The sequence below is a fragment of the Streptomyces sp. NPDC049541 genome, from assembly GCF_044465725.1.
In the GTDB taxonomy this organism is placed as follows: domain Bacteria; phylum Actinomycetota; class Actinomycetes; order Streptomycetales; family Streptomycetaceae; genus Streptomyces.
In genome coordinates this window covers 25,303-45,944 of record NZ_JBITLY010000011.1, presented here as the reverse complement: position 1 = coordinate 45,944, position 20,642 = coordinate 25,303, and the positions used below count along the sequence as shown (strand labels likewise).

Sequence of the window (20,642 nt, the reverse complement as noted above, 5' to 3'; positions counted from 1 at the left end):
AAGCCAGATCAGTTGCCCTCCTGAAGAACAACGGCACTGCCTTTGGGGCGTGTTGTGGAAGTCAACGTCGGGACGGCGGTTTCCGCCATAGCGGTGGTTTGCCGTTCTGGCCGCCGTTCTGCCCGATGGGCCGCCAGGACACTGACCGGGGCGGCCGGGGCGCCGCCGTGGAGGGCGGGAGAGCGTATGGCTGACGGCAGGATCCTGGTCGCGGTACCGGAACACCCTCGGGGAGAGGGCGCCGGGCCCCAGCAGTTACGGAAGATCCGGGACGCGATCGAGGCGGTCGGCTTCGAAGTCCGGTGGGCGGTAACGGCGGAGGACGCGGACGCAGTGCTGCGCACCGAGGCTGGTCTGGCGGCGGCGCTGGTGGCCTGGGACCTTCCCGGGACAGCCGGTGACGGGCCCGGCGCCGCGCTCGCAGCGCCGGGAGGCACACTCGCCCGGCCGGGCAGTACCCTCGACGGGACCCCGGGCGGCAGCGCTGTGCTGCGCCGGATCGGCCGCCGATTCCGGGACCTGCCGGTCTTCTTGGTGATGGCCGGCGAGGGCCTGGGGGACCTGCCGCTGTGGGTGTCCGAGTCGGTTGTGGGCTATGTCTGGCCGCTGGAGGACACCGCGGGCTTCATTGCGGGCCGCATCACCACCGCCGCCCGCGCCTACCGGGAATCCGTGCTGCCGCCGTTCTTCCGGGCCCTGCGCCGCTTCGACGACGCCCACGAATACTCCTGGCACACCCCGGCCCACTCCGGCGGGGTCGCCTTCCTCAAGTCGCCGGCGGGACGCGCCTTCCACGACTACTTCGGAGAGCGGCTGCTGCGCAGCGACCTGTCGATCTCGGTCGAGGAACTGGGCTCGCTGTTCGAGCACACCGGCCCGATCGGCGAGGCGGAGCGCAACGCGGCCCGTGTGTTCGGCTCCGAATTCACCTACTTCGTGCTGCACGGCGACTCGACGTGTAATCGCCTGGTAGGCCATTTCAGCGTCATCCGCGACGAGATCGCGCTGGTGGACCGCAACTGTCACAAGTCCGTGCTGCACGGCCTGGTCGTCTCGGGTGCCCGGCCGGTCTACCTGGTCCCCACCCGTAACGGCTACGGCCTGGCGGGACCGCTGCCCCCGGCTGAGATCGCCGCGGACGCGGTGGCGGCCCGGATCGCCGTGCATCCGCTCACCGAGGGCGCGGTGTCCCCGCACCCGCAGTACGCGGTGTTCACCAACTCCACTTACGACGGCCTGAGTTACGACGCCGTAGCCACCGCTCGCGCGTTTGCCGCCAGTACGCCCCGGGTGCACTTCGACGAGGCGTGGTTCGCGTACGCCCGTTTCCACCCGCTCTACGCCGGCCGTTACGGCATGTCGGTGGACGAGGATGTCTTCCCCGGCCCGGACCGCCCGACCGTGTTCGCCACCCAGTCCACGCACAAGCTGCTGGCGGCGCTGTCGCAGAGCGCGATGGTGCACATGCGATCCGCACCGCGGGCACCGGTAGAGCATGACCGGTTCAACGAGGCGCTGATGATGCACGGCACCACCTCGCCCCTCTACCCGATGATCGCCTCGCTCGACGTGGCGACGGCGATGATGGACGGCCCGCAGGGCGAGTGGCTGATCGACGAGGCGGTGACCGAGGCGATCCGCTTCCGTCAGGAGATGGTGCGCCTGCGACGGCGGATCGAGAGCGCAGGGGACCGGCCGTCGTGGTTCTTCGGGGTGTGGCAGCCGGACACGGTCACCGACCCGGCGACCGGCGAACGGCTGCCGTTCGAGGAAGCCCCGCCGGAGCTGCTGCGCACCGAGCAGTCCTGCTGGCTGCTGGAGCCCGGCGCCGACTGGCACGGTTTCCCCGGACTGACCGAGGGCTACTGCATGTTGGACCCCGTCAAGGTCACGCTGACCTGTCCGGGGATCAGCGCCACCGGCGAGATGGCCGAGGAGGGCATCCCGGCCCGGGTGCTCACCGCCTATCTGGCCACCCGGAAGATCGTGGTGGAGAAGACCGACAGTTACACCACGCTGATCCTGTTCTCCATGGGCATCACCAAGGGGAAGTGGGGCACCCTGCTGGACGCCCTGACGGATTTCAAGGCTCTCTACGACGCCGACGCCCCACTGGAGCGGGTCCTGCCGGAGGCCGTCGCCGCGCATCCCCGGCGGTACGCGGGCCTGACTCTGCGCGGGCTGTGCCAGGAGATGCACGAGCAACTGCGCTCGGTGCGCCTGGTGGAGCTTCTGGACACGGCCTTCCAGCAGCTCCCGCAGCCCGTGGCGCCACCTCAGCACTGTTACCAGCGGCTGGTGCGGGGTGACACCGAGCGGGTCCGGATCTCGGAGGCGGCGGGCCGGGTGGCGGCCGCCATGGTGACGGTCACCCCGCCTGGCATCCCGGTCCTGATGCCGGGCGAGTCCATCGGCGCACCCGATGGCCCGCTGCTGCGCTATCTCACCGCCCTGGAGTCCTTCGACCGCCGCTTCCCCGGCTTCCGCAGCGAGACCCACGGCGTGACCAACGACGAGGACACGGGCGACTACCTGATCGAATGCCTGATCCAGGGCGCGGGGCAGATGCCAGGGCACTCGCCCGGGCGTGTCAGTTAGGGTCTGGTGGGAAAGTGCTGGTCACAGCCACCCGTCGAAGACTGCGACCAACACGGTCGGCAAGCAGTGTCATCAAGGCCAAATGAGCCCCCTACCTGTTCCGCGGGAAACCCGCGAAGCGGAAGGCTCTGATCAACAGCGGCGACCACACGATCGTTGCCACGTTCGGGGCTGTCCATCGGGGCATCGTTCAGTACTACCTGCTCGCTCGAGATGTCTTCCGGCTGCACCGGCTGCAATGGGTCATGGAGACCTCCATGCTGAAAACCCTTGCGGCCAAGCACCGTTCATCGGCGGCGAAGATGGCAGCCAAGCACAAAGGCCCCTACGCCCGCGCCGCCGCGTCGGCACACTGGACGTCGCTTTTCAGCCATGCCTCCACGACGTCCCTGTACGGAAAGGTACTTCCGTACACGGGCATGCACCTGACATCTTGCTCCCACCACTCGTTTCGTACGGCCCGGTCGGTGCCACCAGCACAGCCGGGCCGCCTACGGAGGACGCATTGATACCCCACAGATCCAGCCGACCGAGACGCACGTTGGTGCTGGCGGCCACGGTCGGCGCCGCCCTCGCGTTCGGCGCCCCGGGCGCCCTCGCGGGTACGCTCCCGGTCGTCCCCTCCACCGTGCCGGCCGCCAAGGCCCACCCTCCTGCCGCCAAGCCGGCTTCCCAGAGTGCGACCTGGGTGGCCGGCACGCGTGCCTACCTCGTGATCACCGCCCCCGGTGACACATCGGCGGTCCGCTCCGCGATCGCGGCCAACGGCGGCACCGTCTTCTCGAGCTTCGACGCCATCGGTGTGATCGTCGCCCACTCGGCGTCCAGCACCTTCGCCGCCACCATGCGCGGCGTGTCCGGTGTGCAGCAAGTCGGCGCCACGCGCACCTCGGACGTCCCGGCCGACGCTTACGACCCGGCGCTCCCCCCTAGTCCAAGCCAGGCCTCGACCCCGGCCGGAGAACCGGTCCGCGCCGACATGAGCCAGATCAAGGCCGACCAGGCCTGGGCCGTGAACCCGGGCTCCGCCTCCGTCAAGGTCGGCATCCTGGACACCGGTGTGGACGACCAGCACCAGGACCTGGCGCCCAACTTCGACGCGGCCGACTCGGTCTCCTGCGCCTACGGCAAGCCCGACACCCGTACCGGCGCCTGGCGGGACGTCGACACGCACGGCACCCACGTGGCGGGCACCATCGCCGCGGCCAAGAACGGCAAGGGCGTCGTCGGCGTGGCCCCCGGGGTGAAGATCGCGGCGGTCCGGGTCGCCGAGCCGGGCAACTCCTTCTTCTTCGCCGAGAACACCATCTGCGGCTTCGTCTGGGCCGGTGACCACGGCTTCAAGGTCACCAACAACAGCTATTACACGGACCCGTGGCAGTTCAACTGCCCGGACAACATCGACCAGGCCGCCATCATCGAAGGCGTCAAGCGCGCCCAGGAGTACGCCGAGAGCAAGGGCTCCCTCCAGATCGCCGCCGCGGGCAACGAGAACTACGACCTCGCCCACAAGACGACCGACTCCGCGAGCCCGAACGACTCCACGCCGGTCACCCGCACCATCACCAACGCCTGCCTCGACATCCCGACCGAGCTGCCGGGCGTGGTCACGGTCGCGGCCAACGGCACAGGCGTCACCAAGGCCTCGTTCTCCAACTACGGGCAGGGCGTCATCGACGTCGCGGCGCCGGGCAGCAACGTGTACTCCACGGTCCCCGGCGGCGGCTACGGCAGCAAGAGCGGCACCTCGATGGCCACCCCGCACGTGGTCGGCGTCGCGGCACTCATCGCCAGCGCCAACCCGGGCATCACCCCGGCGCAGATCCGCGCCAAGCTGGCCGAGCAGGCCAACGACATCGCGTGCCCCTCGGACAGCCGCTGCACCGGCACGACGGCCAACAACTCGTTCTTCGGCGAGGGACAGGTCGACGCCCTCAAGGCCGTCGGGACCACCCCGCCGCCCGGTAAGTACTTCGAGAACCTCACGGACTTCGCCATCAACGACAACGCGACCGTGGAGAGCCCGATCGTCGTCACCGGTGTGACCGGCAACGCCCCGGCCACCCTCAAGGTGGGTGTGGACATCAAGCACACCTACATCGGCGACCTGAAGGTCGACCTGGTGGCGCCGGACGGCACCGTCTACACGCTGCACAACCACACCGGCGGCAGCGCCGACAACATCGCCCAGAACTACACCGTGAACGCCTCCTCGGAGGTCGCCAACGGCACCTGGAAGCTGCGTGTCAACGACAACGCCGCCTCCGACACAGGCAAGATCGACGCCTGGAACCTGACCTTCTAGCGCAGGGCTCTGCAAGGCCCGCGTACAGTTACGGGGCGAACTGCTGGGCAGCAGAACGGAACATGGGCCCCGGCGGCGGTGTACACCGCCGCCGGGGCCACCATGCCGGAGACGTCCAGGATGGCCGCGAACGGCCTGGAGAGGCATACAGCTGACGGACGCCTATGACAGTGGTGGTCTGGGGCCTTCTGCCGTAGGCGTTCGCAGGGGGCCGAACTCGTCCAGGAAGAAGACGACTTCAGGCTCGCCGTCCTCGGCCATGACCTCGCCGTCGGGAATCGCGCAGAAGTCCTCGATGAGAGCCTTCTTGGCCTCGTATCCAGGATCGCGGGAGTCCTTCCAGGTCTTGAGGCGTTGATAGGACATCGGCAACCGGCTGGCGGCGCACCGTGCCCCAGTCACCGTCGCAGATCGCGGCCTCGATCATGGAGTCGCCGACGACCCGAAACCGACGCGTGCGCGGATTCCTGGCGCACTCTGACGATGACCCCCGACACCCGGAGATGGCCGAGGAAGTCGCTGTGCACGGCACCGTCGAACATGCCACCGTCCCGCTCGACTTCCCCCATCCAGGCTGACGAAATGGTCCCGTAGAGCTCCCGCCAGACGTCTCGCTGACCGGTGTTCGTCTCGTTCGGCCCTGTTTCCGCCATGCCCTACCTCGCTTACTCCCGTATCCGAGTCTTGGCCCATGTTCAGAGGTGCGACGTTTTCGCCGTGTGAACAACCGGAAAACCCGAATACGGCGGTACGTTCCCGTCGCCGTCGGTCAAATGGCTGTCGCGCCACGTTCTGTGCGGTGGGCCGAGGCCGGTGAGGATGAACGCATGGTGGCAGACGACGAGGTCCGAGTGGGCCTGACCCGGGAGCGCGGTCGCCGAGGCGATCGAGTGGGCGTCCGTGCCGCACTGCGGAGCGGTCGTGACCTTCACGGGCATCGTGCGTGACGACAACGAGGACCTGACCGGGCGCCGTACCGGGATCGTCGGGATCGACTACGAGGCGTTCGACCGGCATGTCGAGCCGCGTCTTCGTCGGATCGCGCGCGCCGCCCGGGGGAGGTGGCCCGTCCTCGGGCGCGTGGCGTTGTTCCACCGCAGCGGCCCGGTCCCGGTCACCGAGGCGAGCGAGCTGAGACAGCCGCATGGACTCCACTCCAGCAACGCCCGGAAGCCCGCCCGGGGAACACCGTCCCGGGACTTCCCAGGTGCGGGCATGCCTGATTGCCCGTCGCGGTGCGAGGGTCCTGTGGTTGAACATGAGGTGTGCGATTCGATTCCGTTCCCATGCCGGCGAGCGTCGAGGCCCGACCTCGGGATAGCCGTGGCTATCCGGTACCCGCCATCACCCCGTGGAAGGGCGACGAACCCCAGTTCGCGCTCACCGACTACGGGCGCAGCGCCGAGTGCGCGCGACGGCGGCTGTGTTCCGTGTGCAACACCCTGATGCCCAAGGGGCCGGTGTGGCGGGTGGTCGGCGCCGCGGAGAGCTCGGCGATCCGCGAGGCGCTCACTGCCGGGCGGCCGTACCGCAACATGGCGGCGACGCTGGAAGCCCCGGGGCACCGCGCCTGCATGCTCTACGCCTCGATGGTCTGCCCGTATCTGGCGCGCCCCAACGCGCGGCGGGGGCTGACAGCGGAAGACCCGGACGACATGACCGCGCATGTCGTCCGGGGTGCCGTTCGTGGTGAGTTGGGTGCTGTGGTGGGCTTCGGCGACTACGAGTTCGCCGTCACCTCGGCCCAGGTCCTGTTCCGCTTTTTCGATGTGGTCGAGTACCTGCCGCATGACACGGCCGACGAGCATCTGGAGGAGCTGCGGGCCGAACTCGCCCGCTGCGGCGGCCGGCCAGGCGGCGGTCAGCCGCGGTAGGCCGGCAGGCCGGTGTGCTGGGTGACCTTCACTGGCTTGCCGAAGCCGTGGGCGGTCCTGGTCACGGTGTACGTGCCGGAGGGCGCGCGGAAGGCGAGGGTCTTGCCGTCGGACGACCAGGTGGGCTCGGTGTAGTCGGTGGTGGCGTGCGGGGTGATGTCCTTGACGGCGTTGCTGCCGGCGCTCAGGTCGTCGACGAAGAGGTGGTCGTGCCCGCCGACGGAGCGCACGAAGACGACCTCCTCCGCGTCGGGGGCGAGCGCGGGCTCGGAGCCCTTGGTCAGCGCACCGCCCTGCTGACGCAGGTAGTCGTCACGGATGTACACCTCGCCGGTGTGGGTGTTCTCGTAGACGGAAGTGCCGTAGGTCCCGCCGACGTTGGGCCAGGTGTTGTCGGTCTTCGGGAGGCTGCCGCCGTCCGCGTCGCTGTTCAGGCTAATCCTGGCAGGCGTGCCGTGGTCGGCGGTGGCCTTGACGCGCTCCAGGACGGTGCTGCCGTGGACCTTGGCCGAGAAGATGATGTTGTTCTTCGCCGGGATGCCGTTCGCCCGGTCGGCCGCGGTGACCTGCCACGTGGGGTGGGACCAGGTCTGCCCGCCCGGGTTGGCGGCGACGGTCCTGCGGTGGCTGCCGTCGGGGTCGGAGACCTCCAGGTTGCCGTGGCCGTCGATGAAGGCGGCCTTGGTGCCGCGAGGGTTCCAGGTCAGGTCACGTACGACGGTGCCGAAGTCGATCGACTTGCCGTTGACCCAGACATGGCGGGTGCCGTCGCTGATGGTGAGACCCCTGGGCACGGTGAGCGTGTGGGCGGACGCGGACGCGGCGACCATCGCGGCGCTGCCCCTGGCGTCGCGGCCGGAGGACGGAGCGGCCATCGCGGTGGCGGCCGCGCCACTCAGGGCGAGCAGCGCGGCGACACCTGCCGTGATGACGGCTGCGGTGCTCCGACGGTTACGAGCGGACATCGAGGTTCCCCCAGGAATGTGAATGACGCTGCGACGAGAGTCTCGCGGGAGCCGCCCGCCGTCCCCGGCACCCGAACCGGTCCGCTCGGCCTGCTGCTCTTCGCGATCAGAAGGAGTCTTCCCACGGCGCATGACGGAGCTGTGCGCTCGCCGTCACAACTGTGCAATAACGGGTCGAATGAGAAGCGGCCCGATCGCATATCTGCCGGACCGGGCATGGGCGGCGACCACCCGCGAGAAGGACGGTCGAAACGGGCGCCTCCGCGGCCGGCAGGCTCCCTCTCAGGCTCCTGGTGGTCGGGCTTGCCGACCATGGGTCCACGCCCTGTTCGTCCATCCCAGAGGGTTGTCAGGGTGGGGGGAGAGCGGCCGCCGGGACGCGTACTGGTCGTGCAGCGTGGGCGCCGTACCCGAAGGTCGTGGCACGGATCGGTCCCCCCGGAGCGGTGAAGTGTCGAATCGGTCGCGACGGAAGGTTGTTCCACTCGCGCGCCGGGGGCGGTCGACCGGTGGGGGAGACCCGTATGGGGATGGCGAGTTGCCGGGCTCAGCGCGCGGTGGTCAGGAGCTCGCGGATGCGGGTGGCGTAGGCTCGGGGGTGGCTGGTGTTGCCGTGGTGGCCGCCGGGCAGGTCCTGCAGTTCGCGGTCAAGGAGGGCGGCGAGAGCTTCGGCGCACTCGTAGTCGAAGACGGTGCGCGGGGTGGTGTGGCCTGCCGCTGGGATGATGTGCGTCGGGGTCTGCTTCAGTGCGGTGATGTCGAGGGTGTCCTGGACGACCGCGGTGAAGTCGTGCTGGATGAAGTAGTCGAAGTTGGCGGCGCGCCGGGCGTCGATGGGCTGCGGGGTCAGGCCGGGCTCGGTGTCCGTGGCGGCCGGGTCGATGCCCAGCGTCCTGGCGATGGCGGGGAGAGCGGCGCCCAGGCCCTCGCGGAGGTAGAGGGCCTGGAGATCGGCGAGTTCACGCTCGTGGCGTGCGCACTGGGCGGCGGGCAGCAGGCGCGGGGCCACGGGCTCGTGGGCGATCAGCGTGCCGATCTGCCCGGGGTGCGCGACGGCGTTGTGCAGGCCGATGACGGCCTGCAGGCTGCAGCCGAGCATCAGAGCCGGGGCGTTGGTGAGGTGGGCCAGGAGGCGGTGGACGTCGTCGGCGTGCTCGGCCAGGGTCGCGCCCCGCCCGGGGTCGTCGAGCCGGCTGCGGGACAGTCCCCGGCGGTCGTAGGTGACCACGGTGTAGGCGTCGGTGAGGTGAGGGACGAGGTCGACGGTGGGGTCGACATCGCCTCTCCGCTCTGCGAGATCATCAGCGGCGGGCCGGTGCCGCGGACCTGGTAGCGCAGGCGGGCGCCGGGGACGATGAGCGAGCCGGCGGTCTCGGACATGGTGGGTCCTCCTTCTTGTGCGGTCGGTCTGCTTGTCGCGGCCTGTGCCCGTGTTGCGGTCCCGCAGACGATGTCCTGCACAACGGTCAAGTCGCATGTCCCAACGAGCGGTTGTGGTCGTCACGGGCTCCGGGTGGTCAAGTCTTTTCAGCCATCGAGCGGCGACAAGCTCAATGCCATACCCGGAGTCCTCGGGCTCATCGATCCTACGAATGACCGGCGTGGGCCCGCGCCAAAACCGTAGGACAGGCTCAGGCGTCGTCCGACGGCATCCTGCCGTCTCGCGCCCGCGGCGGCAGGCAGCGCTACCCGGCTTCGATCGCTCGGCCGACGCGGCCGGCCGTCCCTGTCACCGGCTTCTGCGTGCTCCTCCCGGTTCGAGGCCGTGGTCGTGGACGTAGCGGGCCAGGGCGACGCGGGAGCGTATGCCGAGCTTGCCGTAGATGCGCCGGAGGTAGTAGTTGACCGTGTGCGGGGAGAGGTGCACGCGCTGGGCGACCTGACGGTTGGTCAAGCCCCGGGCGACGAAGTCGGCGATGGTGTGCTCCATGTGCGTCAGCGCCTCCGTGTCGCCGGCCGGGGCGGGCCGCCGCTGGTGGGGCGTGGCGTCGACGAGGGTCATCCGGCCCACGTGGTCGCGCGTGGTCCACGGGCCGGGCTGGAGCGAGGACACTTGCGGTACGACCCCGGGGGCCACCTGCCGTTCGTCCAGCAGGGCTGTCAGGTCCTCGGCCGCGCGGGCCCGGGTCCAGGCGTCGCCGTGGTCCGCCGCGACCCGCGCGATCCCCTCTGGGTCGCACTCGTACAGGCTGCGGGCGTACACGGCGGCCAGCCGGATGTCGGGGGCGTCCGGGTTGTCCGCCGCCAGCTTCTCCACGGCCTTGAGGGCCGTGTCGGCGAGGGAGGGGTCACCGGCCCGGCGGGAGAAGCGGACGAACCAGGCCGCCGCGCTGGGCTCCATCAGCAGCAGAGGGCGCGAGGACGGCAGCGGCACGGGGGCGGCGGCGAGCAGACCGGCCGCCTCGCGGACCTCGTTCCGGGCGGCGTGCAGCAGCACGTCCAGCCAGTGGCAGCGCAGGGTCAGGTACGGAACCGCCTCCAGGGCTGCCCGGTGTTCCCGGCAGCGGGCGAGGTGCCTGGCCGCCGACCCGGTGTCGCCCGCGAGCAGGTCGGCGCGGCACAGCGTGGCCGACGCCCAGGCCGCGAGGCCCGGCAGCCCGCTGTCGGACGCGGCCGACCGGACGTCCCACGCCCGCTGCCGGGCGGCATCGAGGTCCCCGGCCCGCAGATGCGCCGCCGCCCGTACCAGGTCTGCGGCCGGTCGGTGAACGGTGTCGTCGCTCTCCGCCGACGCCCGCCCGAGCAGTACCTCCGCCTCCTCGGTCTCGCCCAGCGCGACGAGTTTGGCCGCCAGTGCCAGCCGGGGATACGCGCCGTCGGCCGCCGGGACGGGTGGCAGCGGCTGGTCGACGGCCCGGCGGCCCCAGCGGACGGCTTCCGCCGTACGGCCCTCGGCCCACTCCAGACCGGACAGGACCACCGCGGCCGTCCGCGCGGCCTCCGGTCCTGCCCCCGCCAACTGGTCGATCACGGTGTCGGCCCACGCGTCGGCGAGCGGTACGGAACCGGCCGCCGGCCCGGCCCGGTCCGCCGCGAGCGCCGCGTCCGCGTGCCCGCCCGCCAGCACGAAGTCGGTCATCAGGCCCCGCAGGACCAGTTCCTCCGGGGCAGGGAGCCGCCGGTTGAGCGCGCTGCGGACGAGCAGGACGACCGGCTCGGTGTGCCCGGTGCGCAGCAGCGTCCGGATCGCGCCCGCCGTCCCCGCGCCTCCCGGCGCCACCGGCGCGTCCTGCTCCCGCGCGCTCTCTCGGCGTCCCATCTCGGCCAGCCCCAGCTCGGCCATGCCGAGGTCGGCCGCAGCGTGGACGGGAGCGCCGGGCCGGGCCGCGCACCGCTGCGCATCCTGGTGCAGGGCGGCCCGCACGGTCGCCGGGATCGACTCGTACACGGCCCGCCAGACCAGCGGCTGCTGGAAGCTCACCCCGTCGTCGGCGAAGGTCAGCAGCCCGGCGGCCACCGTCTCGTCGAGGGCGGGCAGCAGCGCGGCGGTGCCGGTGCCCAGCATGGCCGCCGCCTGCGACAGCGGGAAGGTACGGCCGAGGATGGTGCCGACCCGCAGCAGTTGCACCGACTCCTTGGACAACTGCCGCAGATGCTCGTCGACCGCGGCCCGCACACGCGCCGGAAGCTGTCGCGGGGTGAGCCGGATCAGCTCGCCCTCGGGCCCGATGCGGCCCTCCTCGGCCAGTCCCGCGACCAGTTCCACGATCAGCCGGGGATTGCCGTGGGCGCAGTTCACCACGTCCAGCAGCCCGGCCTTCGGCGGTACACCGATGAGGTCACGGACCAGGCCGCGGATCGCCCCGCCGGTCAGCGGCGACAGCTCCAGCGTGTGCACCCGGGCGCCGGCGGCCCCGCAGGGCGTGGTCTGGGCTGTGGCGGCGCGGGCGAGCAGCAGCGTCGGCGACGGCGCGGGGTCCTGCCCGACGGTCCGCAGCAGCGTCTGCAGCTCACTCGCGGTCAGGGCCTCCACGTCGTCCAGGACCAGCAGGGTGCGGTCGCCGGGGGAGTGCGGGCGGTGGGCCAGCACCGACTTGAGGTCCGCCGTGCGCGGATGGTGGACGGCCAATCCGCGCCGGCGCGCGAGCGGCGCCGCTTCGCTCAGCAATCTGGTCTTGCCGATGCCGGTCTGGCCGCTGACGACCAGGATCCCGGGCACGTCGGGTTCCGCCCGGTCGAGGAAGCCCGCGATGTGCCGCTGCTCCTCCTCGCGTCCGTGCAGCCTTACTTCGGGCATCTGTACCCCCGTGACGACGTCCAGGACCAGGAACCGCTGGCCAGGGGGTCGCCCGGACCGCTGTTCTGGGAATCAACCATTCCCCATACGGCGGCCCGACGCGGTGATGCTCCTCACAATCACGCCAGATTGTCTTGTTTCGCTACGGTCCCCGAGGTGGGGGGCCGGTCGTGCGGTCAGCCCACGGGCACCCCCAGTACCTCAGCCAGCAGTTCGCCGACGATACGTGGCCCGTCCTCGGTCAGCACGGACTCGGGATGGAATTGCAAGGAGGCGAAGCCCGGGCCGTGCAGCGCGTGGATTTCGCCGGTCTCCGAGTCCCGGCTGACCTGCAGCGGGCCCATCCCAGGACGGTCGATCTCGTCGTCGGCGCGGGCCGCGAAGGTGTTGTAGAAGCCGACGCGTTCCCGGCGCCCGAACAGGTCGATCTCCCGCTGCACCCCCTGGTTCGGCGCCGAGCGGCGGACGATCTCCAGGCCGAGCAGGACGCTCAGCACCTGATGGCTGAGGCAGATGGCGAGGAAGGGACGCCGCTCCCGCAGCAGGGTGCCGACCGCCGACCGCAGATGGGCGATCTTCGGGTCGTCCGCGGCGCGGGGATCACCGGGACCTGGGCCCATGACGACCAGGTCGTAGCCGTCGAAGCGGTACGGCTCGTCGAAGCGCCGGACGGTCACCTCCGGGCCCATCGACCGAAGTTGGTGGTCGATCATCGAGGTGAAGGTGTCCTCGGCGTCGACGACCAGCACCCGGCGCCCGGCCAGCACCGGCACCGTGCGCTCCGGCCGGTCGCCGGTGCCCAGCCAGAACCCGGCGATGGTCTCGTTGCGCCGGGCCAGCGCCTCGCGGACCTGTGGATGGTCGGCGAAGCGGTGCGGGCCGCGGGACTTGAGCGCGGCGAGCAGTCCCGCCGCCTTCGCCCGGGTCTCGGCGACCTCCGCCTCGGGGTCGGAGTGGCGCACCAGGGTGGCGCCCACCCCGATCCGGACGCGCCCGGCGGCGTCGATGTCGGCGGTGCGGATGAGGATGGTGGAGTCGAGCGTGCGGCCGCCGTGCTCGTCCCGGCCGATGAGGGCCAGGACCCCGCTGTAGTAGCCGCGCCCCTCCGGTTCGTGGCGGGAGATCACCTTGGTGGCGCTCTCCAGCGGGCTGCCGGTCACCGTCGGCGCCAGCAGCGTCTCGTGCAGGATCTCGCGCGCATCGCGGGTGGTGCGGCCCTCGATGAAGTACTCGGTGTGCGCGAGCCGGGCCATCTCCTTCAGGTACGGCCCGACGACCCGCACGCCCGGGTCACAGATCCGGGCCATCATCTTCAGTTCCTCGTCCACCACCATGTACAGCTCGTCCGATTCCTTGGGGTCGGCGAGGAAGGCCATCACCTCGGGCAGCGCCGGGCCGGAGGCGGGATAGCGGTAGGTGCCGCTGATCGGGTTCATGACGGCGGTGCCGTCCGCGAGGCTGATGTGCCGCTCCGGGCTCGCCCCGACGAACGTACGGCCGCCGGTGTGGACCAGATACGTCCAGTACGCGCCGGACTCGCGCTCCAGCAGCCGCCGGAAGAACGACCAGGCGCTGTGCGGGCCGTAATCGCTGATGTCGGCGACGAAGGATCGTTTGAGGACGAAGTTGGCTCCCTCGCCCTGGCCGATCTCCTCGTCGATGACCCGGCGCACCAGGCCGGCGTAGCGCGCGTCGTCCGGCTCGAAGCGTTCGCCGGTGAGGGTGACGGGCCGGTCGGGGAGCCGGCGCAGTGCCTCGGCCAGCGGCAGGCGTTCCTGGGCGGTGACGGCCATGGTGAGCAGGGGCGCGCCGTCGTCGGGGGCGGCGAACCCGCGCTCGCGGACCTGCCGGTAGGGGACGATCGCCAGCACCTCGTGCCCAGCGCCCGCCCCGGCCGCCGGTTCCGGCAACGGGATCGCCGCGAGCGTGTCCACCTCGGACATCTCGCCGAGCAGCACTTCGAGGGTGTCACCGGCGCGCTCGGGGCGGTGCAGCAGCGCGTACGCGGGCGGCTGTTCCCGGAGCACCCGGGCCAACAGATCCCCGGTCATCGGAGTCCGCCTCCGTCCCGTCCCGCCTCGTCCAGTCCGGTCAGCAGGGACTTGGTGGTGGTGACGTGGGCGCAGCGCCCGGCCGCGTACTCCAGCGCCATCCGGTGGTGCGCCTCTGAGAAGTCGGCGACCGCGTCGGCCACCAGGAACGGCCGGATGTCGTGGGTGAACGCCTCCACGGCGGTCATCAGTACCCCGACATGGGCGTACACCCCGCAGATGACGAGCTGGTCGCGGCGGTGCCGGCGCATCCGGTCCAGGAGGTCGGTCTTGAAGAAGGCGCTGTAGCGCCACTTGGTCAGCAGCCAGTCGTCCGCCGCCGAGGCCAGCTCCGGGACGACCTCCCGGTCCTCCGGGGCAGGTGTCATGCCCGGTCCCCAGAAGTCCTTGAGCAGACCGCGCTGTTCGGGGGTCATCCCGCCCGGCTGCGCGGTGTAGGCGACCGGTATGCCAAGGGCGGCACAGCGGTCGCGAAGCAGCGTCGCGTTGCGCACCAGGTCGTCGCCGGGGGCCTGGCCCGCCTTGAACGAGCGCAGGAAGAAGCGCTGCATGTCGTGGATGAGCAGGACGGCCCGCCCGGGGTCCACCGCCCAGTCGACGGTGTTCGGGGGGAGTTCGCCCTGCGTGGGCATCGGATAGGGCACGGTGGGGGGAATCCCTGCCATCGGTTCTCTCGTATTCCTTCCGTTTCCGGTCCGCTGGGTCAGCCGCGCCAGGCCGAGGCGACGGTGATCGCCTGGCTCGGGTTGAGGCGGGGGTCGCACAGGCTCGTGTACTTGGTGGCGGTGTCCTGGAGGTCGTCCTGGCCGGCCACGCATTCGGTGACCTCGTCGGGGGTGGTCTCCAGGTGGAGCCCGCCGGTGACGCCGCCCGCGCCGCTCACCGCGGTGTGGAACTCCTCGACCTCCTTCACGACGGTCCTGACAAGCCGGGTCTTGAGACCGCCGGGGCCGGTCACCGTGTTGCCGTGCATCGGGTCGCTCAGCCACACCACCGGGTGTCCCGCGGCGCGTACGGCGCTCACCAGCGGCGGCAGCCGGTCGCCCACGACGTCGGCGCCCATCCGCGCGATCAGGGTGAGCCGTCCCGGTTCGCGTCCGGGGTCCAGCCGTTCGCACAGCGCCAGCAGTTCGTCCGGGGTCATGCCGGGGCCGACCTTGCAGGCCACCGGGTTCACCACCGAGGCCAGCAGGGCCACATGGGCGCCGTCGAGCCTCCGGGTGCGCTCGCCGATCCACGGCCAGTGGGTGGAGGTGAGCAGCGAGCGGCCGTCCGGCTGCCGTCGCACCAGCGGCAGCTCGTAGTCCAGGAGCAGGGCCTCGTGGCTGGTCCACATCGGCGCGCAGGACCGCGGCCGACCGCGCCGGGCGGGCCATCCGAGCAGTTCCATGACGGTCCCGGCGGCCAGGTACCCGGTCAGCAGACGCGAGGGATCGGGGCGGCGCAACTCGGCGTCGGGCTCAGGGGAGTTGACCATGTGACCGCGGTACACGGGCAGTTCCACGCCGCCCACGGTCTCGGTGGGCCGGGAGCGCGGTTTGGCGAACTGGCCGGCCAGCCGTCCCACGCGCAGCACTGGGCGGTGCGCGGTCATGGCCATGGTGCCCGCCAGGACGTCCAGCAGGCCCGCCTTGCGGGCGACGTCCTCCGGGGTGCATTCGTCCCAGTCCTCCGCGCAGTCGCCGCCCTGGACGATCTGTAAGGTCCCCGCCGCGGCCTCCGCCAGGTGGGCCCGCAGGTCGGTCACGTCCTCGTAGGTGACCAGGGGAGGCGCGGAACGGAGTCTCTTGCGTACGCGTTCGATGGCTTCGGGATCGTCCCAGTCGGGCTGTTGCAGAGCGGGCAGTGCAGCGAGGGATTCCGTTGATACGGCCATGCCGTGACGGCTCCGTCCGGGTGTAGGGGGATTCGGGTGGTGGTCGGGGTCGCCCGGTCAGGCGTGGCCGGGACAGTCCCCGGAGCCGTCGAGCGCGCCGTCCTCCAGGGCCGCCCGGGCCACGGCGGAGGCGACCGCGGGCATCACCCTCGGGTCCAGCGAGTGCGGCACGATCCGGTCCGTGGCCAGGTCGGCGGCTGCGACCTCCGCGATCGCCTCGGCAGCGGCGAGCTTCATACCGTCGGTGATCCGCCGGGCGCCCGCGTCCAGCGCACCGCGGTAGATCCCCGGCGAGGCCAGGGTGTTGATGACCTGGTTGGGGAAGTCGCTGCCGCCGGTGCCCACCACCGCGGCGTACCGTGCGGCGGTCTTCGGATGGATCTCCGGTACGGGGTTGGAGAGCGCGAGGACGATCGCGTCCGGGGCCATGGAGGCGATCAGTTCCTCCGGCACGGTCGCGCTGGACACCCCGACGAAGACGTCGGCGTCCCGCAGCGCCTGGGCGAGTCCGCCGCGCAGCCCGCGCGGGTTGGTCCGTCCGGCCAGCGCAGCCTTCGCCGGGTTCATTCCGACGCGGCCCGGGACGAGGATGCCCCGCGAGTCGAGCACGGTGACGTCGGTGAGGCCCGCCGCCAGCAGGATCCGGGCGCAGGCGACACCGGCCGCGCCGGCCCCGGAGACGACGACCCGCTGCCGGGTCAGCGGGCGGCCGACCACCGTGCACGCGCCGCGCAGCGCCGCCAGCACAGCGATGGCCGTGCCGTGCTGGTCGTCGTGCATCACCGGACAGTCCAGCGCCCGGACCAGCCGGTCCTCCAACTCGAAGCACCGGGGCGCCGCGACGTCCTCCAGGCTGACCGCGCCGAACGACGGACGCAGCCGCACCAGCGTGTCGACGATCTCGTCCACGTCCGTGGTGTCCAGCACCAGCGGTATCGCGTCCAGCCCGCCGAACTGCTTGAGCAGGGCGGCCTTGCCCTCCATGACGGGCAGCGCCGCGGCCGGTCCGACGTCGCCGAGGCCCAGCACCGCGGTGCCGTCGGTGACCACGGCCACCAACCGGCCGGCCCAGGTGTAACGGTCGGCGAGCTCCGGTTCCCGCGCGATGGCCTTGCTGACCGCCGCCACGCCCGGGGTGTAGGCGATGGACAGCGCCCGGGAATCGTGGAACGCGGTGGTGACCCCCACGCTCAGTTTTCCGCCTTCATGAGCAGCGAACACCTCAGCGTCCGTCACCGGGTTGTTCACCCCGACTGCGGTCATGGTGAAAGCCCTTCTCTTCGACAGGTCACCAGGACGCTAGTTGAACGCGCTGTTCGGCCGCACTACTCGACCGGGTAATTCGCGCACGCCGGCCGTTCTACTCACTTGAGTAGTGGCCCCCGGGAAAGAAGAGGAAACACAATGACGAAACACCTGTCCGGCAGAGAGAAAGCGAGCGCAGAATGCCCACACTCATCATCAGTAATCAGCGCACCGAGGAAATGGTGGGTGACCTCGAACTCCTGGATCCGGAATACCGGCTGTACGTGGGAAACCAGGCCCAGCGCATGGCCTGGTGCCTCCAGGACGGCGATGTCCTGGTCCTGCCCATCGCCGTGAGCGAGGAATTCCTGCGCTATGTCACCGCCGCCCTGGGCATCGCTCGGGACTCGGTCGAGGTGCTGGTGCCGCCGCCCGGCCGCTTCGGGAAGGGCGTGCTGTCCCAGGACCGGCTCACCGACGAGGGTTTCCTCACCGCGCTGCGGCAGGCCGTGCAGACCCACGGCGTCGACCGGGTCCTGCCCTTCCACTTCGACAGCTCCGTCGCCGAACTGACCCGTACGCTCGGCCTGGACAAGGCCACCCCCGGCTTCGGCTTCCTCGACCAGGGCGGCGGCCGGCTGCTCAACAGCAAGGCCACCTTCCGCGCCCTGGCCGGCGGCACCGGCGCCCCCGTCCCGCCCGGCGGGGTGTTCTCCGCCCAGCAGGAGGCCGCGGACTACCTGTGGGACCGGCTGCTGTCCCAGGGCCAGCCCGCCATCCTCAAGCAGGACTTCCACGTCGCCGGGTTCGGCAACGAGATCGTCAGCCCCACCCTCGGTGTCGACCCGCTGGGCGCCCAGCGCGCAGTGTTCACCGCGAGCCGCGCCGACCTCGACTCGTATCTGACCGAACGCTGGCCCTGGCTCACCGACGGCGGACGCAACCGCGTGGTGATCGAGCAGTACGTACCGCAGTCCGCTCCGATCTACGCCGAGGTCCGGATCGAGGAACACGGCGTGGAGTTCACCGGACACGGCGAGATGCGGATGAAGCCCGTCCTCAACGGCCTCATCGTGCCCGCCCCGTCGGCGGAACTGCCCGCCTTCCCCGGCTTCCTGGACGCCGTACGACGGCTGTGCCGGCCGATCCACGCGATGGGCTACCGGGGCATCGTCAGCATCGACGCGATCGTCACACCCGACCGGAACATCCTCATCAACGAGTTCAACTGCCGTACCGGCGGCTCCACCCACATCCACCGGATCGGCGAACGGGTCGTGGGCGACGACTACTTCGCCGAACGCGTGCTGGTCGAACTGCGCCGCTGCACCTTCCCGCCCTTCCCCACCTCCGTCCAGGCCCTGACCGAGCGGGGCCTGGCCTACGACCTCGCCACCCGCACCGGCGTGCTGATCACCGTCGACGACGACAGCCCGTCCGGCGGCTTCGGCGAGTACTGCGTGATCGCCCGGGACGCCGGGCACGCGCGGGAACTGGAGCAGGCCGTCGCCGACGCGCTGACCCCTCTGTGTGCGGAGGGCTGATCGCGTTGTCCGCACGACCCCGCTACCGGGAGCTGATGACCCGTGAACTCCTGCTGTGGGCGCTGATTTCCCTGGCCAGCAAGGTCCCGGTGGCCATGGCCCCGCTGGCCCTGGTCTTCCTCAGCAGGGAGAGCCCCGGGGGCTACACCCTCGGCGCGAGCCTGGCCTCCGCGTACGTCCTCGGTGAGGTCGTCGGCGCCCCCCTGCTCGGCACCCGGCTGGGCCGCGGCCGGATGCGGCGGGAGTTGTCCGCCGGGCTGCTGACGGGTGCGCTCGCCTTCGGTGCCCTGCCGTTCGCGCACTCCGCCCCGTCGCCCGTCCTGCTGGCCCTCGCCTTCCTGGCCGGCGCGGCACCGGCCGCCTGCCCCGGCGGCCTGCGTGCCTCGCTGACCAGGCTGGTGGACGACGGCCTGGTGCCCCGCGCACTGAGCGCCGAGGCCACCCTCACCCAGTGCGTCTGGGCCGCGGCACCCGGCGTGGTGGTTCTCCTGGCCCTCCAGGTGCACCCCGGCGCCCCGCTGCTGCTGGGCGCGCTGCTCGCGGCCACCGCCTCCCTGCTGCTGCTCCGCCTCCCGGAGCAGAGGGCCCCCGAGCCCGCCGGGCGCTCCGCCGCGCCGTTGACCCGGACCCTGCTGACCGGTTGGCCCGTGTACCTCACCAGCGCGGCCGCCATGGCGATGCTGGCCACCGCCGAACTCGTCCTGCCCGCGCTCCTGGAGGACCGGGACATCGCCGTCGGCTGGTCCGGCCCACTGCTCGCCGGGTTCGCCCTGGCCAGCGCGGCCGGTGCGCTCTGCTACGGCCTGCGGACCTGGCCCGGCTCGGTACGGGTGCAGAGCCTGGTCCTCCTCGCCGTCACCGCCGCCTGCGTCTGCCTGATCACCCTGCTGCCGGGCCTGGTAGGCATCGCCGCGGCACTGCTCCTCGCGGGTGTCTTCCAGTCCGGCGTCATGGTCACCCGCAACCTCAGCCTGCGGGAACGCCTGCCCGAACACGCCCACGCCGCCGCGTACTCGGTGATGTACGCCGTCCAGGGCGTGGGCTACAGCGCCACCGCGTCCCTGTCTGCGGTGGCCCTGGACCTGGCGTCGCCCTCGGTGGCGATCCTCGGCGGTGTCGCCATCACCCTCCTCATCACCGCCGTCAGCGCCTTCGCCGAACGCGGCTCCAAACCTCGTACCACCGCGAATTCCGCCACCCTCGCCGACGCGGACCACTGCACCTGACCTGTCCGTCGCCGGGCCCGGCAGGTGCGGTCGGGGCCGCCGGGGCGAACGACCCGGTCATCCCGCGCGGTCTCGGCCACAGGGCGACCGGGCGGCCTCGGCGTCCGGCCGGGACGCGAACCCGGCGGGGGGAACCTCAGCCGGTTGGGGGCTGCAGGCGCCGGGAGAGCAGGCAAGCAGCGCCGGCCGCAGCCCCGGATCCAGCTCGGTCGCCTTCTTCCGGCCCCCACCAGGACGACGCACCCGCCCCAACGGGGCCTGGCCAGACTCCAGTCCAGCTACGCCGCGCGAGACCGTGCCCTCCCGAACCCCGGTGGCAGCAGCGACGAGCCTGATCCCACCATGCCCCAGCGACCGCGCTTCCGCTCCTATGGCCAGCCGACGCTGACGCTCGTCCAGATGCGGTAACAACACCTGGAACTTCGCAGGGACGGCCTCGATCCCCTCCGGTCTCCCCATACCAGAACAACGAGTCCCAGAGCCTGAAGCCACGACTTGTATCCCGACAAGCCTAAGTCGCCCTCGGCCAGCGGGAGTTCGGGCGCAGCGGGCCGGCGCGGTGGTAGTGCGAGCGGCAACGTCGAGGTCGGCGCGCTAGCCGTCGCCGTCGCGGCAGCGGTCGTCGTCGGACTCCTGCGGCTGCTGCACCGGTGCCAGACGGCGCCCCGTGTGGTTCGCGGGGCGCCCTTCCGGCGCTGGGAGCCAAGCGCCTCGCTGAAGG

General features: G+C 71.3%; 14 protein-coding genes and 2 pseudogenes. 7 read left to right on the top strand and 9 right to left on the bottom strand.

Annotated features, from left to right (window positions below):
* The first annotated feature begins 186 nt into the window (after nt 1-186).
* From ACIBW9_RS33625 to ACIBW9_RS33615, 3 genes are all read left to right on the top strand, one after another.
* On the top strand, nt 187-2,598 hold the full coding sequence (locus ACIBW9_RS33625) for an Orn/Lys/Arg decarboxylase N-terminal domain-containing protein (RefSeq protein WP_398960802.1): 2,412 nt from the start codon (nt 187-189) through the stop codon (nt 2,596-2,598).
* 95 nt (nt 2,599-2,693) lie between these two features.
* Complete coding sequence (locus ACIBW9_RS33620; protein ID WP_398961004.1) at nt 2,694-3,107, top strand: group II intron reverse transcriptase/maturase; 414 nt, start codon at nt 2,694-2,696, stop codon at nt 3,105-3,107.
* A gap of 35 nt (nt 3,108-3,142) precedes the next feature.
* Entirely contained in the window at nt 3,143-4,903 is a 1,761-nt protein-coding gene (locus ACIBW9_RS33615) for a S8 family peptidase (RefSeq protein ID WP_398961003.1), read from the top strand.
* Between the two features lie 283 nt (nt 4,904-5,186).
* Here ACIBW9_RS33615 and ACIBW9_RS33610 read toward each other — a convergent pair.
* Nucleotides 5,187-5,348: pseudogene (locus tag ACIBW9_RS33610) on the bottom strand (LexA family protein); the annotation flags it as partial.
* A gap of 440 nt (nt 5,349-5,788) precedes the next feature.
* Here ACIBW9_RS33610 and ACIBW9_RS33605 point away from each other — a divergent pair.
* Nucleotides 5,789-6,349: a molybdenum cofactor biosynthesis protein MoaE gene (locus ACIBW9_RS33605; protein ID WP_398961002.1), complete on the top strand. Its 561-nt coding sequence runs from the start codon at nt 5,789-5,791 to the stop codon at nt 6,347-6,349.
* Complete coding sequence (locus ACIBW9_RS33600; protein ID WP_398961001.1) at nt 6,247-6,777, top strand: hypothetical protein; 531 nt, start codon at nt 6,247-6,249, stop codon at nt 6,775-6,777. Before ACIBW9_RS33605 ends, ACIBW9_RS33600 begins: the two co-directional genes overlap by 103 nt.
* On the opposite strand, the gene ACIBW9_RS33595 is transcribed toward ACIBW9_RS33600, so the two are convergent.
* The 7 genes from ACIBW9_RS33595 to ACIBW9_RS33565 all read right to left on the bottom strand — a co-directional run bounded on the left by ACIBW9_RS33595 (nt 6,765) and on the right by ACIBW9_RS33565 (nt 17,169).
* Entirely contained in the window at nt 6,765-7,742 is a 978-nt protein-coding gene (locus tag ACIBW9_RS33595) for a hypothetical protein (protein ID WP_398960801.1), read from the bottom strand. The genes ACIBW9_RS33600 and ACIBW9_RS33595 overlap by 13 nt on opposite strands.
* Before the next feature lie 547 nt (nt 7,743-8,289).
* Nucleotides 8,290-8,970 (bottom strand): alpha/beta fold hydrolase, encoded by a 681-nt coding sequence (locus ACIBW9_RS33590; protein ID WP_398960800.1) that lies wholly within the window; start codon nt 8,968-8,970, stop codon nt 8,290-8,292.
* Between the two features lie 501 nt (nt 8,971-9,471).
* On the bottom strand, nt 9,472-11,979 hold the full coding sequence (locus tag ACIBW9_RS33585; protein WP_398960799.1) for a LuxR C-terminal-related transcriptional regulator: 2,508 nt from the start codon (nt 11,977-11,979) through the stop codon (nt 9,472-9,474).
* Nucleotides 11,980-12,155: 176 nt separating this feature from the next.
* Nucleotides 12,156-14,030, bottom strand: coding sequence for an anthranilate synthase family protein (locus ACIBW9_RS33580; protein ID WP_398960798.1), 1,875 nt, complete (start codon nt 14,028-14,030; stop codon nt 12,156-12,158).
* Entirely contained in the window at nt 14,027-14,695 is a 669-nt protein-coding gene (locus tag ACIBW9_RS33575) for an isochorismatase family protein (RefSeq protein ID WP_398960797.1), read from the bottom strand. Before ACIBW9_RS33575 ends, ACIBW9_RS33580 begins: the two co-directional genes overlap by 4 nt.
* A gap of 38 nt (nt 14,696-14,733) precedes the next feature.
* The gene (locus ACIBW9_RS33570) at nt 14,734-15,906 is read right to left on the bottom strand and encodes a 3-deoxy-7-phosphoheptulonate synthase (RefSeq protein ID WP_398960796.1); all 1,173 of its coding nucleotides are present in this window, start codon (nt 15,904-15,906) and stop codon (nt 14,734-14,736) included.
* A 57-nt stretch (nt 15,907-15,963) separates the two neighbouring features.
* Nucleotides 15,964-17,169, bottom strand: coding sequence for an NADP-dependent malic enzyme (locus ACIBW9_RS33565; protein ID WP_398960795.1), 1,206 nt, complete (start codon nt 17,167-17,169; stop codon nt 15,964-15,966).
* A gap of 182 nt (nt 17,170-17,351) precedes the next feature.
* Between ACIBW9_RS33565 and ACIBW9_RS33560 the strand changes: the two genes are divergently transcribed.
* Together ACIBW9_RS33560 and ACIBW9_RS33555 are read left to right on the top strand one after the other, a co-directional pair.
* Nucleotides 17,352-18,695: a peptide ligase PGM1-related protein gene (locus tag ACIBW9_RS33560; RefSeq protein WP_398960794.1), complete on the top strand. Its 1,344-nt coding sequence runs from the start codon at nt 17,352-17,354 to the stop codon at nt 18,693-18,695.
* A gap of 5 nt (nt 18,696-18,700) precedes the next feature.
* Entirely contained in the window at nt 18,701-19,921 is a 1,221-nt protein-coding gene (locus ACIBW9_RS33555; RefSeq protein WP_398960793.1) for an MFS transporter, read from the top strand.
* A 171-nt stretch (nt 19,922-20,092) separates the two neighbouring features.
* Here the strand turns inward: ACIBW9_RS33555 and ACIBW9_RS33550 are convergent.
* Nucleotides 20,093-20,380: pseudogene (locus ACIBW9_RS33550) on the bottom strand (ISAzo13 family transposase); the annotation flags it as partial.
* Between the last annotated feature and the right edge of the window lie 262 nt (nt 20,381-20,642).

What these genes read in the sequence shown, in the direction of transcription:
- ACIBW9_RS33575 (WP_398960797.1), bottom strand. Translation starts at nt 14,695, where the DNA reads ATGGCAGGGATTCCCCCCACCGTGCCCTATCCGATGCCCACGCAGGGC.
- ACIBW9_RS33595 (WP_398960801.1), bottom strand. Translation starts at nt 7,742, where the DNA reads ATGTCCGCTCGTAACCGTCGGAGCACCGCAGCCGTCATCACGGCAGGT.
- ACIBW9_RS33580 (WP_398960798.1), bottom strand. Translation starts at nt 14,030, where the DNA reads ATGACCGGGGATCTGTTGGCCCGGGTGCTCCGGGAACAGCCGCCCGCG.
- ACIBW9_RS33560 (WP_398960794.1), top strand. Translation starts at nt 17,352, where the DNA reads ATGCCCACACTCATCATCAGTAATCAGCGCACCGAGGAAATGGTGGGT.
- ACIBW9_RS33585 (WP_398960799.1), bottom strand. Translation starts at nt 11,979, where the DNA reads ATGCCCGAAGTAAGGCTGCACGGACGCGAGGAGGAGCAGCGGCACATC.
- ACIBW9_RS33565 (WP_398960795.1), bottom strand. Translation starts at nt 17,169, where the DNA reads ATGACCGCAGTCGGGGTGAACAACCCGGTGACGGACGCTGAGGTGTTC.
- ACIBW9_RS33570 (WP_398960796.1), bottom strand. Translation starts at nt 15,906, where the DNA reads ATGGCCGTATCAACGGAATCCCTCGCTGCACTGCCCGCTCTGCAACAG.
- ACIBW9_RS33625 (WP_398960802.1), top strand. Translation starts at nt 187, where the DNA reads ATGGCTGACGGCAGGATCCTGGTCGCGGTACCGGAACACCCTCGGGGA.